Raw genomic sequence first — 14,015 nt, 5'->3', positions numbered from 1 at the left:
TTACTCAGACCAACCGAGGAACTGAAGGAAACCGAATGTTTGTTCGAAGTTATTAACAATTAAATTGAGCACTGATTGCTTCCGCTGTGGCGTGAGTAGTGTAAAATCTTTTGAGACTGACTCATTACCAGAAGCGTCAATAGAAAGCGCGCGATACCGATAGACCGTGGCCGGTCGCAGGTTACTGAGCACAACCACGTGCAATGATTCTCGTTCCGTTCCTGCCTCAGTACGTTGTCCAAATTCATCCCTCGTTAACGCACCTTCCTCATAGAGTACCTGAGACGTTGCCGATTCGTCTGTTCGCCAGGTGACAATGGCTTGCGCCGAAGCACCATCTTCGCCCGCTAAATTTACTTCGGTACGAACGTTGGTAATAACTGGCGGTATCTCGTCGCGACCAGTTTTTGTACGAAGTGGCTTTGAAACTACTTTCACGCCCGTTTCATCTTCCGCTCGTACGATGAGTGAGTACTCCGTATCTCCCAAAAGATTATTAACCGTAAATTGGTGGTTTGTCGTAAATTGTGGATCGCCCTGAGAACGTTTTTCGCTCTGCGCTACGTTGGTATATTCAATTTCAGTTTTTGTAGGAACATTCGTTTTCCAACTAAGGGTAATACTATTTTCAGTAACAGTAGAAATGTTCAGTCGTACTATTTCGGGCGCCAAGGGTAGCGTTTTAAAGGTGCGGTCTTGAGACCGCGCTGTTTTACCAACCTGCTCCCGTGAGCGAATTTGATAGTGGTACACAGTGTTTGATTCAAGATTATTCAGCGTTACTTCGTGATCCTTGGTAAAAAGTTCTGAATTTCCAATTTCCGCCTCATAGGGCTGTTCAATATTTTTGCCAAAAATGTCACTCGGAGCAAAGGCAATACGGGAATCAGCCTCTTTATCAGTTTGCCAACGAATGGTGGCAGAAGAAGTTGTGACGGTAATTTGAGGCGCGCCACCAACAAACTTTGGCGGCGCTACGAGCTGCAGGCCAACCGCATCAAGAATAGACAGCGCGTCTGATTCGTCAAAGTCCTTAAGAATTTCAATAACCCGCTCCAGCGACAACTGCTTATCTTCACTCAATTCGCGAATGCGTTTTTCAACTTCAGATAACTCATCTTTACCCTCTTCATCAACAGCATCTTCATCTTTCTTTTCGCCCTCACCTTCTTTGTCATCAAGTTTTTCTTCTGGCGGTAATTTACCTGGCTCCCCGGTGGTGGTGAACGTGTAGTCAGCCGACAGGGCCCGGTTCCCCGCATTGTCGTATCCAAGCACGGCAAAGTGATACAAGGTGCCACTAATAAGCGAACTAAGGAGAACGGTATGCCCGGTAAGTAGGCTGGTGGAATCACCCGCGATATCACCATAACTGGTAGTAGCGCCATACTGAACAATTGAGGTCGCCGCCTCGTCGGTGTTCCAGGTTATCGTTGCCGCATGATCTTCAATATTGCTGACCTGCACGAGCGAAATGATTGGCGTTGTACTGTCTGTTTTTAGTTGCCCTTGGTCCTGATTGTTATCACCCTCGCCAGCGAGGATACCGGCGTTTGTCTTAAAACTGTACCCCGCGCCGTTATTGTCGTCCGGAAAACGTTGGTCATTACGGTCTGTGGAGGCGACCATAAAATAGTACGTCGTACTTGGTGTTAACGCATCGATGGTTAGAGCATGTACTGTTGTGAGCGCAGTATCCGTAGCGGTTGCCTCAGCACCAAAGTTGGACGACGTTGCTAAGAAAACTTCTGAGGTAGCTGGCTTGTCGGTTGTCCACCCCACGACAACTTTGGTATGCGTGACGAGCAGTGTGCCGACACCGGTAATTTTTGGTGGTGTGCGAACTTCGCCAATTTGCACTAAACCCGTATCAAGCGTTGTAAAATTTGGATTTTTACACGTACTCGGTGCTGGGTTTGGATTACTGCACGTTGTGTCGCTCGCATCTGCCGTAACCGGGAATACCGCCAATTGGCCAGCGGCGTCCCGCGTATAAAGTCGGAAGTAGTACGTCTGCCCCTCCAGCAGGTCATCTGGCAAAGTCACACTATGAACGGTTGTATTGTCACGAACAAAACCAAATGTGCGGCCGTATTGAGGAACACCGTCGACAATATCTTGGCCAAATTCAACGAGTGAATTACCCGCCGCAGATGAACGCCAGCTAATGGTTACCTCGTTCGGCTTATCCGGATTCTTTGTAACAACAACTGAGGAAACGATGATGTCTGGCAATGTACCCCCCTGCGACGAGGTTACAAATTGGCACGAATTTACCCCACTACCACAATCATTTCCTTCCCCTGTCCTGCCGCTGGGGTTCTCCGCAATCACCTTGTACACATAGGGGGTATTTGGCGAAAGTCCAAGCAACGTAACGCCTCGCTCTCCCTGAGAAAAACCGGGAAATATTTGAGAGCGGCTGTATGGGGCGTCGTTTTCTGTAGAATACCGAATTGTTATCTTACTCGCCTGGTCAGTTGTAAAATAAATCGTCGCCGTCGTTGGTGTCGGAGGATCATTCGAGACAGTGGTTACCTGAGGATCAGTCGTATATCGTGGATCAGAATCCGTATGAAAAACGGGCTGTACGGAGGAACGGCCAATATTACCGGCCGCGTCGCGAGCAACCGCCACAAATTGATAATCAGTTGAAGGATCGAGCCCAGAAAGCAAAATGGAGGGATCGGTTTCATCTGCGCCGGGTGTAGCTGGTAACGTTCGCTTTGTTGTTTCGTCAACAGTGGTCCAAAATTCTACGTACTGCACAGCTCGCTCATCAGTATGCCAGTTGATGACTGCAGTCGTATCGGCAATATCTGTCACACGAATAGTTTTGGGTTCTGGCGCTACTGTGTCGTTAGTTGCTGCTGAAGTAACAAATTCAGCGGGTGCGACTTCTGTGTCAGGCGACGTAGAAGGGTACGCCCGCTCTCCTTTCCCGGGTATGGTAGAGCGTAAACGATAGTAGTATGTCGTACTTGGTTCAAGAGAAGAAATAGTTACTTCATGCCCCGTTGAAACATCGCGAGTACCAAAGTAGTTACCGAGCGATTGCGTCGGTCCGTATTCCACGAATGAATCCGCAGCCACGTCAGTAGTCCATCGGAAAGTGGCACCGTGTTCAGTCGCGCTTGCCATCGGTGAACCCGGTGTAATAACTGGTCGTTCTAAAATAGCCGGTGCATCGGTGGTGAATGTTAGTACAGGGTCACTTGCCGCCGCTGGATAGACACCAGGCGTCGTATTGCCCGGTGTTGAAGAGCGAACCTGAATAAAATATTTTGTACTAGCACTAAGCCCTACCAACGTTTTAGTGTGAATACCTGAACTAAACTTAACGTCTCCTTGTGTTGGGTAAGCATCATAACCATTCGGTAGCACCGGCGCCGTTTGACTCGCCGCATAAACAACACTTGCGTCGGCGTCTGTTGTTCCCGTACTCCAACTAATAACTGCTGAATTCGTAGAAAAAGAAACAACTTGCGCGCTTGAAATGACGGGTGGCGGAGGTACCTCGAGCCCGGTTGGATTTGGTGTGATGGGCGCTGTGGTTGGTGCGGCGGCTAAGGTGGAAGAAACGTTACCGATGTTGTCAGTAGCAAGAATTTTGTATTGATATGAAGTATTAGCATCAAGATTATTTGAATCGGCGTGACTGGTCGCGTTCAAACTGGTAAGCGTCGTCAACAGACAAAATGTTGCTGGGGTTGCGCAGCCAGAAAGATTGTTTCGATAAATCTGAAACTCAGTGAAATCGCTTCCGCCTGAGGCGTCTTGAACCGCACTTGCCTGTAAGGCCTGCCAACTAAGATAGATGAGTTTACCAACGCTGTTGTTCGACGCGTCCTGCCCCGCAAATTGAGCAATTGAGGGCGGTGCGGTCTTGTCAACCATAATGCTCTTTTCCCGTTTACCTCGAATGTTGCCAACGTCATCAATCGCCGCCATATGAATGGTTACATAACCCGTTGTCGGTAACGTCCACGCGCGACACCCTGCACCAGCATCAGCCCCACCCGGGCAAGAGGTGTTCGTAGAAAAGCTAACGGCTTGAGACCAAAGTAAGCTACCACTTCGCAATACAGAAGCTAATGGTGTGCCGCACGTTTGATTACTTGGTGTATCAACGCAAATCGAGTACTTATTGAGACTCGCACTGTTATCCCCTGTTGAGTCAGGCGGCAAAATCGCCAATAAAACATTTTGGCTATTAGTTTTAAAACCTGTTGTTGTTGTGGACACACTGGAACCAACTAAAGTAATTGAATCAGCAACAAGTACAGGGGCTTTTGTATCGAGCGTAATGGAAGAAGCAAGTTCGGCGCTACCAACATTACGGGTTGCTTGTATGTCGTTAATGAGCACCCGGAGCATATTAGAAGAAGACGCATAGGCTTCGCCAACCACATCAGTTTTTGGAACCCAAGAAATAGATTTAGTGCACGTTGTTTGTTTTGCACAAAGTGCTCCACTGGCACCTACGTTTCCGGTTGCGGCCACAATCACATTCAGCCCACGATTAGACATTTGCTGGTCTGCCGCCCGAATCCAGACTATTTCATCCTTGGCATGCTCTGCGGGAGTTGTTTGGAAACTACCTCGATTTGATTCACTTGTCAGAAATGAGTTGCCACTTATGCCCTCGTAGACAATTTGTTCGTCCCCTATAGCGATAACCCCTTCATTCGGCATTATGGCTGCTAAGCTTGTCTCACTTGCCACAGTGATTACACCGGAAGCGGCGTCCGTCTGACCAAGTAGCGTTATACCTCTGTCGTAAAACAAGCCCACATCAAATGCACTCTCGTCGTCGTCAGTAACAGTATATTCAACCGTAAACGTACCACTGCTGTCCTGGCTGGCGCTCTTTACAGTAACCGTTGGCGATGAGTTGGTACCATAGGTTACTTCGACACTTGTAACGGTCGGCGTCGTTTTACCATCTGACTCCAGTAGTAAATTATATTGGAAGTGCGTTACCCCAGTATCATTTAGTCGGCTCGATGGTTGGACTGTGCAAGTAACTCGGTAGGCCGCTCCCGAGGCGTTGCGCTGGCACGACGGATCAGTGGAGTAAAATATCTGTCCCGATTCGTTCGTTGGACCATACCACTCGTCACTACCAAAAGTTGCGCCAGCCTTCGTGCGCAGCTGTAAACCGACCCTAGAAGCACTGGCTGCAGGGATAGATTCTAGCCACGCAATACTTTTAATAGCAGGCGCGTCGGTGGCGACACCCATTTTATACGGTGTAGAAACAAGCGAGCCTGCCAGTTGATAACCGGCATAGTTCAAGGCCACTCGTTGCACCTCAAATGCTGGCGTAATGGTCGTGGTCAGATCAGGGGTCAACGTTATGCGATATCGAAGGTAGCGATAACCTTGTGTTTCGGTAACGGCAATCGAACCACTTATACCTGCTGCTAGTGGGATATTCTTATACGCAGTCCAGCTCGTGTTGTCTATGCTTCCTTGTATTTCAAACGTAGTTGTAACCCCCGTACCGGTTATATCAAGATTGACCGTTGTATACGCTTGCGGTGCTCCAAAATCAATCGATTTCGAGGTGTATGTAGCAGACGACGGAACAACTTTCAGCTGTTGAAATGTCGTTGCCCCCGTACCCTTAAAGGCAAAGAATGTTCGTGCTGACGAAGTGTAGGCCAACGCTCCACCGTTAGAGGCGCCGAGCACCGGACCGGCAGACACCCAAGTTTGAGAGGCGTTCCTCATGGCAAGAGCGTTACTGGTCGACGCTGTTCCCCCAGAAAGTGTGAACACTAGTTTACTTGGATTGCCACCGGAAAAATTATCAGCAACCGCCATGCTGCTGCCGACATTAAAAACATGGGGTGCCGTTGCATAGCCACTATCCCAAACACTCTGGTTATAGCGATACACTCGCTGCGTTCCGCCAAGCGCTACGTACAGGTACCCATCTATCGGATTAAAAGCGGCAGTACTTCCGTCGGGAATTAATAGACCACCGCCAGGGCCAGTAAGATTCGACCAATTATCCGTCGCGGTGTTATACACTTCAAAATTGTTCGTGTTACCACCACTGATGTGATAAATCTTCGTACCCTGATTCCAAACATAACTGCCTCCACGCGACACTTGCCTATTCGGGTTTTTCATTTTCTCCCACGTGCTCCCACCGATGAGATAGCGATAAAGGTTACCACCCCCATTACTGGCGTAGATGAAATCATTATTGCCAACACGCACATAGGTCATAGTGGCACCAAGGGTGACCCCTACAGGATTCGTGTTGCTTCCGACACCAAAACTAGGCGGCTGCGCCGCTGGAAAAGAAGCAGTGATGGTGTCGTACTTCAAAAGAGTTTTAGAGAGCCCACCAATGAAGACATAGAGACAATTTGAAACGCCGGCGTTATTGCTGCACGGTGCAGCGGCCATTGTCGCCCCGTCTCCAAGCGTAACGCCCGCCGGAAAACTTTTATTCACCCACGAAGTATCGCCATCAAGTACAACTGATCCGCCACTCAGAACTGTTGTGCCAGTTTTCGTTCCGTCAAAATCTGCCTGAGTTGTGTGTGTACGACTGCCACCACTTGAAGTAAGTTGTACGTTTGCCGCGGCAGTCAGATTCGTTACTGACGCATACGTGGTTGAGCTGTTCCCGCCTGTAATTTCTGAAGCCCGCACACCACCAGTCCAACTGCTCTGAATAAACGTCGACGGAGCGCCACCACGACTAAAGGGAACCCCGTTTAAAAAAATACCGACGATGAGCACCCCCAAAAGGATGCCCATACGAACCGGGTGTTCCAGCAATTGCTGCCACCCGCTCAGTACTTCTTGTGTTACTGACCCGTTCTGATTCATGTGCGAATACTACGACTGACTTGATTCAATCCAGTAGTGATACGTTGGCCTCGCAACTACCAGAAGAAACAACGTCAGCCACCACCATGGACTCACATCCAACAACGCTGGCCAAAATCGCCCCAGCAAAAAACCAACTAGGAGACCAGCGGTGCCTACTAATTTAATGTCCCAAAAATCGAGTCTTGAAACTCGGCTATGAAATGATTGAAAAAAGGAAAACATGGCACTACTATACCATATTTAAAGATCCTACCGCCACTATTCACGACGTACCTGAACGGGAAAAATCACTCAACTTCTTTCCATGAGTTAATCGTCCACCCACCAGTTGGGCCATTCGTAAAGTTCATGTCAAGTAATCCGGAATCATAGGTAATAGTGGCGTTATTTTTAATACTAATTGCATAACCAACCAAACTATTAGCCGCGGAGCCGTTACTTATTTCTATTGTTCCGGCGCTGGCGTAGAAGATAACACCGCTGGAATTATTATTGAGATCGATGGCCAGTTCATCAGTATCAGCATAGGTCGTAATGACAAGTGGATAACTACCCGCTTCACCTGAGCCACTAAAACTGCAGTGATTCGCGGCATCAATCCAACCACTGGCGAGTATGACCCCTGAGCCAACGCCGTAGCCTTCATCAAGCCGGACTGAACAATGATTATTGAAATCAATATTCCCCGTTACCCATACCGTGCCAGTGAGAACCAGTTCCCCATAGTTCGTTATGGTTAGATCGCCATCAATTTTCAAAGGACCAATAGTGACGGTGTTCCCTTGACCAGATATCTCCAGATTACCATTGCTGTCGCAAACGGGTGGCGCGCACGTTCCACCAGCCTCGGCTTGATCTCGCCAATCTTGAATAAGCCCCTCAGAAATTGGCATTTGACTTGGGGTAGGTGAATCTGTAATGCAATACGCATTGGGGCAGGGTGAACCGTGTATAGTGCTCTCGACAAATGTATTGGCTCGACCACTACCGCTTGTCGCGTCACCAATGATCATGCCTTCAATTCTGGTTGGCGAACCACCAACCCAAGTTCTGAAATCTAGATCGGCATTCATGTTCGACCAGCTTGTTCCATTCGAACAGCAGCTCGAGGCGGTCTTGGCTGTTTCGTTCGGGTATGCGTCGCTGGTGTCTTTACGCCACTTCCAATAATTATTCGGTGAACTCGTACCGGTATCAAGGTCAAGCCAATACCTAGTACCTGCCGTCAAAGTGGGTGGATCGTCAATGCCGAGCGTTATCCATGATGCAGTTGTACCAACCACAGCCGCCGGAACTTGCACAAGCGCGAGTACTGTACCGGACGGTTTATTGCTGTTATCAGTAGCTATCCGTAATCTCAAATTGTCAGTCGGCGTGCCAACTTTCGCTATATTAACAGCAACCTGTGTGAGTAGTCCGGAAGTAGCGGGTCGAAACGACTGAGCCGCTGCTCGAGTTGCACTGGCCGTTGAAAGTGAGTGATCAGCGTTTGCGAAGGTATACTCGGCGTCGGCTGTGCTTGGTGTACCCGTGGCCACAATAACGTCACCAGTTATTGTGGCGTGATTCGTCCCAACAACGCTGCCGTTAGAATACACATTGCCATAAACAACAGAGTTATCTCGCATCGTCAGTCCCCCGTCGCCCACTTGAATACCATAGCTAAAACTAGCACCAGCCGAGTTCGCCGTAAGGGAGGCCTCAACAGTTCGGGCTCGGTCATTATTGTCTCCCGCCGCTCGCACCGTGACAGAATTCCCCGATTGATCAATCGTGACGACGGCGCTTGCCCCATTTACGGTTACAGAATAATTGTCGGGTACGGTGTAGTCAACGTCGATAAGACGAAGTAAAGCATCCTCCACACCCGACTCGGCGGCATAGTAACTTTGCAGTGAGGCTGGTACGTCTTCAATAGAATGCAGTCTACGAATTACCGTGTCGCCAACGGACGCAACAACTGAAGAACTGACAACAAAAGCCAGAATGGCACCAATAATTGCCGCCTGACCTTTGGGAAAATGTGTCCGCGAAATGATATTAATCATAGGAGCGCAGCGCTACGGTGGACGTAAGTGTGAATGGTCGTAAAGCACCGGTTACTCCACTTCCGGCAGTTGCAACGATACTTATGCGCACGGCCGGAATACTTAATTGATTAAGGTGCATGAGTTCAAACTGCGTAACTGTCACGCCCGCCGCTGTTAGACGCTCGGCTGTTTCACCTTCTCGCTTCAAGTATAGCGCTCCGGAATCTACATAGATATCAACGTAGGTCACTGTTTCTCCGTCTGGCGCATCTCGCAGAGTCTCTAAACTTAACTGTCCGTTCGTAGCCGCAAAGAGTGACGTTGGTGTGTACACGCTGTCACTATGACGTATTTCTTGCGCTATTACATCCATGGCATTACGAGTGCTCCCTATAACAGCCTCTGTCGCTTCAGTCGTGCGCAATACCGTTAGCAGTTGCCCGGTGAGCTGCGTAATAAGACCAACGACCGCCACCAAAAGCCCGATATAGACAATTAATTCAACCAGGGAGAAACCCGTGCGATTCATGGTGGTCTTCGACTTACGCTTCGGCGCAGAACGCAACATTTAATTACCTTTAAAATCAGTTATGTAGGTTTCCAGTGTCACTGCTCGCGCCTGCCCGGCATCACTCCATGACACGACAGCAGTAACGAGTCGTGTTTTCGAGTCAGTTGCTCCACTGCTGGTGATATTGTCGCTGCCATCGCGTTGAACAGCTGCGAAGGTTACTGTTCTCGTATATATTCCCTGGACTGGCCCGGGGTTTGTCGTCGTCACGGTCCAATTATTATTCTGAATGACTGGATAGTAGACGGTTCCATTGGCAAGTGGAAATATTTCTGTCGACCAGCCACGATCGCGGATAGTACGAATAGCTTCAATTCCTTCTTCCGCTATATACGTGGCTTCAACAACATTACTGCGCCGATTCATTGCGGCAGTCATAAAAAAACCAAATTGAAACATGCTCGGGATAATGAGCGCCACAATCCCGGCAACGATTAAAATTTCTAGAATACCGAAGCCGCGACGATGTTCTTTTTTAAACATACTCATTGGACTGTCGACACACCACCGCTGCCTTGCGTCGTTAAGGTGCCGTCTGCAGCAAAGGACGCAATAGCTTGTCCATCTATCAAAATGTCCACAGCTTTCGTGTTAAAACGTCTATCACGATGAACACTGAGTACCGTAGTAGTAGGCGTCATGGTGTGCGTATGAATGCGCATTGTTTGATTGTCCCCATTCACGCCCACTACTCCTGACCAATCAAACGACGTGGAATCCGATGCTCGGTAGCTAGCCATGGGGATGTCTTCCGTAACATCCGCACTGGGTGGATTATGAAAAACGAGACGTAACGTCGTAGCAGACTGAATACCCCAGCCCAAATTAAAATCGACGTGGCGGGTATCAACAAGGCGAGTATTTATCGGCGCTACGGCAGATGACAACTGTGCTGGCGCCAAAAGATTAATGACCACCGTGCGGGTCAGCGTAGGATCACTCGTGAGGGAAACAATTACTGTTCCACTCGCACTGGCAACACCACGAACACGTTCAAATACGACATCGCTACCATCACCAATACTGACCGCCATGGCCACACCGCTCGGTAGTTCATGTACCTCGTTACCAACCGCACCGACAGCGTACGTGCCACCTGGAAACAACGTATACGAAGTAGCATCAAAATGGACACCGTAATTAGTGTCGCTACGAGCGGCAATCGTTCGAGTCTGTGCTTCTTCAAGTGTCCGCATTATATTCTGGGCAGTCGATTCAAGCCGAAGTCGAAACTCGAGCCCTCGAAAACTGCTATACGCCACACTTGAAAGCAGCAGCATGATACTGGTGCCGATGATGAGCTCAACTAAGGTGTAGCCGTTTCGCTTCACGGTTTGATTATTAATACCTACAGACCCCCATCCGACCACTGCATTGCTTCACCACATCGACCGCGTCAGCCACATTTTCTGCCAGTCGCCACATGCGGAACTCGGCAGGCGTTACACTATGATACCGTTCGACAACCGTTGTACGAAGCCAACGCAGTAATGGCTCCCAATACTCTTTATCCATCAGCACCATTGGAACATCCTCATGCAACTTATGCGTATCAATGAGCGTTGAAATCTCAAAGAACTCATCAAGGGTACCAAAGCCGCCAGGGAAAAAAACATAGGCATGCGCGGCGCTGGCCAACATAACCTTCCGAACAAAAAAATAGTACGAGGTTACCGACGCATCTACGTAAGCATTTCCCTGCTCCTTGATGAGGTCGATATTAAAAGAAACCGTACGACCACCCGCCTCTCGCGCACCACGATTTGCCGCCTCCATGATGCCAGGGCCACCACCTGTAATAATAGTGTACCCATCCTTAGCCAAAGAAAAACCCAATTGCCGTGCCTGATTATAGCTTGGCTCACCCGGCTTAACCCTGGCCGAGCCAAATATTGTTACGCCACGCTGAATGGTTTCGGCAAGGGTAAACCCTTCTCGAAATTCCTCGGTAATCCGTTTTAATCTATCTTCGTTCGATAGGCTATGTTTTGGAGCAGAAGCGAATGTCAGAGCGTCCATGATTTTTTATTTTTATGCGGCCAGGCCGCCATTTTTAATTTTCTTGCAAAAGAACAACGTCTTCGTCTATATCCACCATAAAGGTATCAGGCGAATCGTTCGGCACCTCTGAAAGGTCAGCATCAATATCTTCGATTGTTGTCTTACTTTCATCTACCGCCTGTACGTCTTCGGTGGTACTTTCTGAAATTTCATTGGATACGGATGGCGCTAGCGCCTTCTTTTGCTGTAGGTACACCGTGGCTGAAATGAGCGCAACAAAAACGACGAGGCTAATAATTATTTTTCTCGACATACTTATTCGTTCGTTTCAGTGGTAAGTAATCGCAATGCTGATAGCACGCTTGTCAAACTTTCCCGAGCGGCGACTACTGCTTCTTGCACTACCTTTAAGTCACTGTGAAGGGTCTGACGAGCTGCCGCTACCGTTACGCCCAAATTTTCTTCAGTTGTAATGGTAAGTGGGTACGTTTTTGCCGACTGCGTCACCAGGGCGCTTCTGGCAGCAACAATTTTTGCTTTTGCTGCGGTAAGTAAGGTAGTTACTTCTGTAACGACCACACCCTTTGCAGAAAGATCGCTAATCCGCTTTTCGATTTTCGCAATGACCAGATCCAGTCTATCCAATGCTTCACCATACCGCTCGACAGCTTTTTCGTTCGCTCTATCTAAATTCGCTGCGATACGTTCAACGGCGGCTTTCTTTCGTGCGTCACGCAACCCCTCAACTTTTTCCTTTAATTCCTCCCGTTGCTTCTCGCGTAAATCTTTAACCTCAAGCCTGGCTTTACTAACGTCGTCGTTCAGCGTACGCCGATGATTTTCCAAACGCTGCTCAAGGGCTCGAGGTTTTGAGGCATCAAAACGTTCATTTTCGTTTTGTTTTGCCACCGCCATACTGGGCAGTAACAAAAAGAACGTCAGTGCGAGAAATACTTTATTCATACAAATTTATTAAATAGCAATGATTAGTTTTCGCGAATGGCGTTAAGCATTTGTTCCACCTCTTGCCGAGTGATGAGCTGACGCTTACTTATTTCGGCGGCTACTGCCGCTTCAATCTGTTCCTGAAGCGCCTCCTTCATGGTACTCGCCTGAGACGTTAAACGCTCTATCTCCTGTGGGCTCATGTTTGCCATGAGCTCTTTTGCCATTTTCATCTGATCAAATAATCCCATATGCGGTAATGATATCGTCAGTCTACTGCTTGCGCAAGCCAATGTAGGCCACTTGAGCCTCAATCTCGCGGGGTTTATCTCTTCGATTAGAAAAATATGTGGCCGTTTCATAGGTGCAGATACCGGCCGACGTTATACTGCTATCGGCGAGGCCTGAGGCTTGTAATTGCTGCTTCGCTACGTTTATGAGGTCAAGTTGCTGACCGCCATTTTTATCTTTCCGAACGGCACCATTGTAATGACTGAACGTTTTGGCAACATCCATACCAACACTGTAATGCTCGGCACATATTGCGGGGCCAATATAGGCTTCTAGTTCGCTTGCTTTACTGCTGACCAGGTCTGTGCAGGCGCGAACGGTTGCCATAACCACACCAGCCGCAAGACCACGCCAGCCAGCGTGAAGCACCGCAACCACCCGCGCCTTACTGTCCGCAATATACACTGGCAGACAATCTGCAAAAGTAATGCTTAAGGTAAGCTGCGGCGTTCTTGTAACCAAGGCATCAACATCTGCTATCACCTTACCAGCGTCAGACGCTGTCGCTACATGCACACTCGCACCGTGAACTAACGATGCAGCCACCATGCCCGTATTGGATAATCCAACTTTCTCAAAGTAAAGACGACGACATTGCTCTACACCCATGCGGTCTGTGCCACCAAGACGCATTGAGCCATCTCCAACCAACGACGCACCCCAATATACAACCTTATCAATTTGCCATTGTAATTGTTGTTTCTTTTCCATACCTCAAGTATACCCTATTGCGATTTTTACACGGGCTATTATAATTTCACTACTTACTCACCTAACCGCTTCCTATGGACTCATGTCCAGTCTGCGGCAACGACCCTTGCACCTGCGATAGCGGGGAAAGCATGGGTGACACAGAAGGTTCAGAAGACTAGAACGCAGAGTACCGCAACAGCCCCGACAAAAGTCGGGGCTGTTGTTTTAAATTAAACGTTTACTTATAAAGTACTGTTCGGCATTACGCTATACCTGCCAGGTCCGGAGGCGACAAGGGACAAAGCGATGAGAAGCAAAACAAGCTCAAACTCGTAGCCACCAAGGAAACCGAGCGAAAATTTAACAAAAAATATTGCGCCGACCATTATTACCGCTATACCAAGAGCTGCAATCCGTGTTGCAATACCAAGCAGCACCGCGACACCCGCAGCGACTTCAACCACCGCCACAACTGTTGCCAAAACGGCTGGCAGCCCAAGACTCGTAAAAAACCCTCCAACCATTCCAAGTGCTCCCAATTTTTGAACACCGTGCGCAATAAAGACGGCTCCAACAGTGACGCGAACCAGAAGCACTGCGAGGTCATGATTCTTTTGTATCATAAGAAA

General features: G+C 48.7%; 12 protein-coding genes. All 12 read right to left on the bottom strand.

Annotated features, from left to right (window positions below):
- On the bottom strand, nt 1–6,852 hold the full coding sequence (locus WC052_02630; GenBank protein ID MFA7286531.1) for a fibronectin type III domain-containing protein: 6,852 nt from the start codon (nt 6,850–6,852) through the stop codon (nt 1–3).
- A 9-nt stretch (nt 6,853–6,861) separates the two neighbouring features.
- A complete protein-coding gene (locus WC052_02625) occupies nt 6,862–7,077 on the bottom strand; it encodes a hypothetical protein (protein MFA7286530.1) in 216 nt (71 codons plus the stop codon).
- Between the two features lie 65 nt (nt 7,078–7,142).
- Nucleotides 7,143–8,903 carry a choice-of-anchor R domain-containing protein gene (locus tag WC052_02620; GenBank protein ID MFA7286529.1) on the bottom strand — a complete coding sequence of 587 codons (1,761 nt, stop codon included), beginning with the start codon at nt 8,901–8,903 and terminating at the stop codon, nt 7,143–7,145.
- Nucleotides 8,896–9,453 (bottom strand): hypothetical protein, encoded by a 558-nt coding sequence (locus WC052_02615; protein ID MFA7286528.1) that lies wholly within the window; start codon nt 9,451–9,453, stop codon nt 8,896–8,898. The genes WC052_02620 and WC052_02615 overlap by 8 nt, the downstream gene beginning before the upstream one ends.
- Nucleotides 9,454–9,945 carry a hypothetical protein gene (locus WC052_02610; protein MFA7286527.1) on the bottom strand — a complete coding sequence of 164 codons (492 nt, stop codon included), beginning with the start codon at nt 9,943–9,945 and terminating at the stop codon, nt 9,454–9,456.
- Nucleotides 9,942–10,787 carry a prepilin-type N-terminal cleavage/methylation domain-containing protein gene (locus tag WC052_02605; protein MFA7286526.1) on the bottom strand — a complete coding sequence of 282 codons (846 nt, stop codon included), beginning with the start codon at nt 10,785–10,787 and terminating at the stop codon, nt 9,942–9,944. Before WC052_02605 ends, WC052_02610 begins: the two co-directional genes overlap by 4 nt.
- Before the next feature lie 10 nt (nt 10,788–10,797).
- A complete protein-coding gene (locus WC052_02600; GenBank protein ID MFA7286525.1) occupies nt 10,798–11,475 on the bottom strand; it encodes a TIGR00730 family Rossman fold protein in 678 nt (225 codons plus the stop codon).
- Nucleotides 11,476–11,509: 34 nt separating this feature from the next.
- On the bottom strand, nt 11,510–11,770 hold the full coding sequence (locus WC052_02595) for a hypothetical protein (GenBank protein MFA7286524.1): 261 nt from the start codon (nt 11,768–11,770) through the stop codon (nt 11,510–11,512).
- Between the two features lie 2 nt (nt 11,771–11,772).
- Nucleotides 11,773–12,420, bottom strand: a complete 648-nt coding sequence (locus tag WC052_02590; GenBank protein ID MFA7286523.1) for a hypothetical protein — start codon at nt 12,418–12,420, stop codon at nt 11,773–11,775.
- A 23-nt stretch (nt 12,421–12,443) separates the two neighbouring features.
- Nucleotides 12,444–12,653, bottom strand: coding sequence for a hypothetical protein (locus WC052_02585; GenBank protein ID MFA7286522.1), 210 nt, complete (start codon nt 12,651–12,653; stop codon nt 12,444–12,446).
- Between the two features lie 22 nt (nt 12,654–12,675).
- Complete coding sequence (gene pgeF / locus WC052_02580) at nt 12,676–13,404, bottom strand: peptidoglycan editing factor PgeF (protein MFA7286521.1); 729 nt, start codon at nt 13,402–13,404, stop codon at nt 12,676–12,678.
- Nucleotides 13,405–13,628: 224 nt separating this feature from the next.
- Nucleotides 13,629–14,009, bottom strand: coding sequence for a DoxX family protein (locus WC052_02575; GenBank protein ID MFA7286520.1), 381 nt, complete (start codon nt 14,007–14,009; stop codon nt 13,629–13,631).
- Nucleotides 14,010–14,015 lie beyond the last annotated feature (6 nt).

The sequence above is a fragment of the Patescibacteria group bacterium genome (assembly GCA_041675205.1).
In the GTDB taxonomy this organism is placed as follows: domain Bacteria; phylum Patescibacteriota; class Patescibacteriia; order GWA2-46-9; family GWA2-46-9; genus JBAYUF01.
The sequence above is the reverse complement of the archived record's forward strand: the minus strand, read 5'-3'. Positions and strand labels throughout refer to the sequence as shown.

Bases quoted from the DNA above. Each gene is read 5' to 3' on its own strand.
- WC052_02630 (MFA7286531.1), bottom strand. From the start codon at position 6,852: ATGAATCAGAACGGGTCAGTAACACAAGAAGTACTGAGCGGGTGGCAG.
- WC052_02625 (MFA7286530.1), bottom strand. From the start codon at position 7,077: ATGTTTTCCTTTTTTCAATCATTTCATAGCCGAGTTTCAAGACTCGAT.
- WC052_02620 (MFA7286529.1), bottom strand. From the start codon at position 8,903: ATGATTAATATCATTTCGCGGACACATTTTCCCAAAGGTCAGGCGGCA.
- WC052_02615 (MFA7286528.1), bottom strand. From the start codon at position 9,453: ATGTTGCGTTCTGCGCCGAAGCGTAAGTCGAAGACCACCATGAATCGC.
- WC052_02610 (MFA7286527.1), bottom strand. From the start codon at position 9,945: ATGAGTATGTTTAAAAAAGAACATCGTCGCGGCTTCGGTATTCTAGAA.
- WC052_02600 (MFA7286525.1), bottom strand. From the start codon at position 11,475: ATGGACGCTCTGACATTCGCTTCTGCTCCAAAACATAGCCTATCGAAC.
- WC052_02595 (MFA7286524.1), bottom strand. From the start codon at position 11,770: ATGTCGAGAAAAATAATTATTAGCCTCGTCGTTTTTGTTGCGCTCATT.
- WC052_02590 (MFA7286523.1), bottom strand. From the start codon at position 12,420: ATGAATAAAGTATTTCTCGCACTGACGTTCTTTTTGTTACTGCCCAGT.
- WC052_02585 (MFA7286522.1), bottom strand. From the start codon at position 12,653: ATGGGATTATTTGATCAGATGAAAATGGCAAAAGAGCTCATGGCAAAC.
- pgeF (MFA7286521.1), bottom strand. From the start codon at position 13,404: ATGGAAAAGAAACAACAATTACAATGGCAAATTGATAAGGTTGTATAT.
- WC052_02575 (MFA7286520.1), bottom strand. From the start codon at position 14,009: ATGATACAAAAGAATCATGACCTCGCAGTGCTTCTGGTTCGCGTCACT.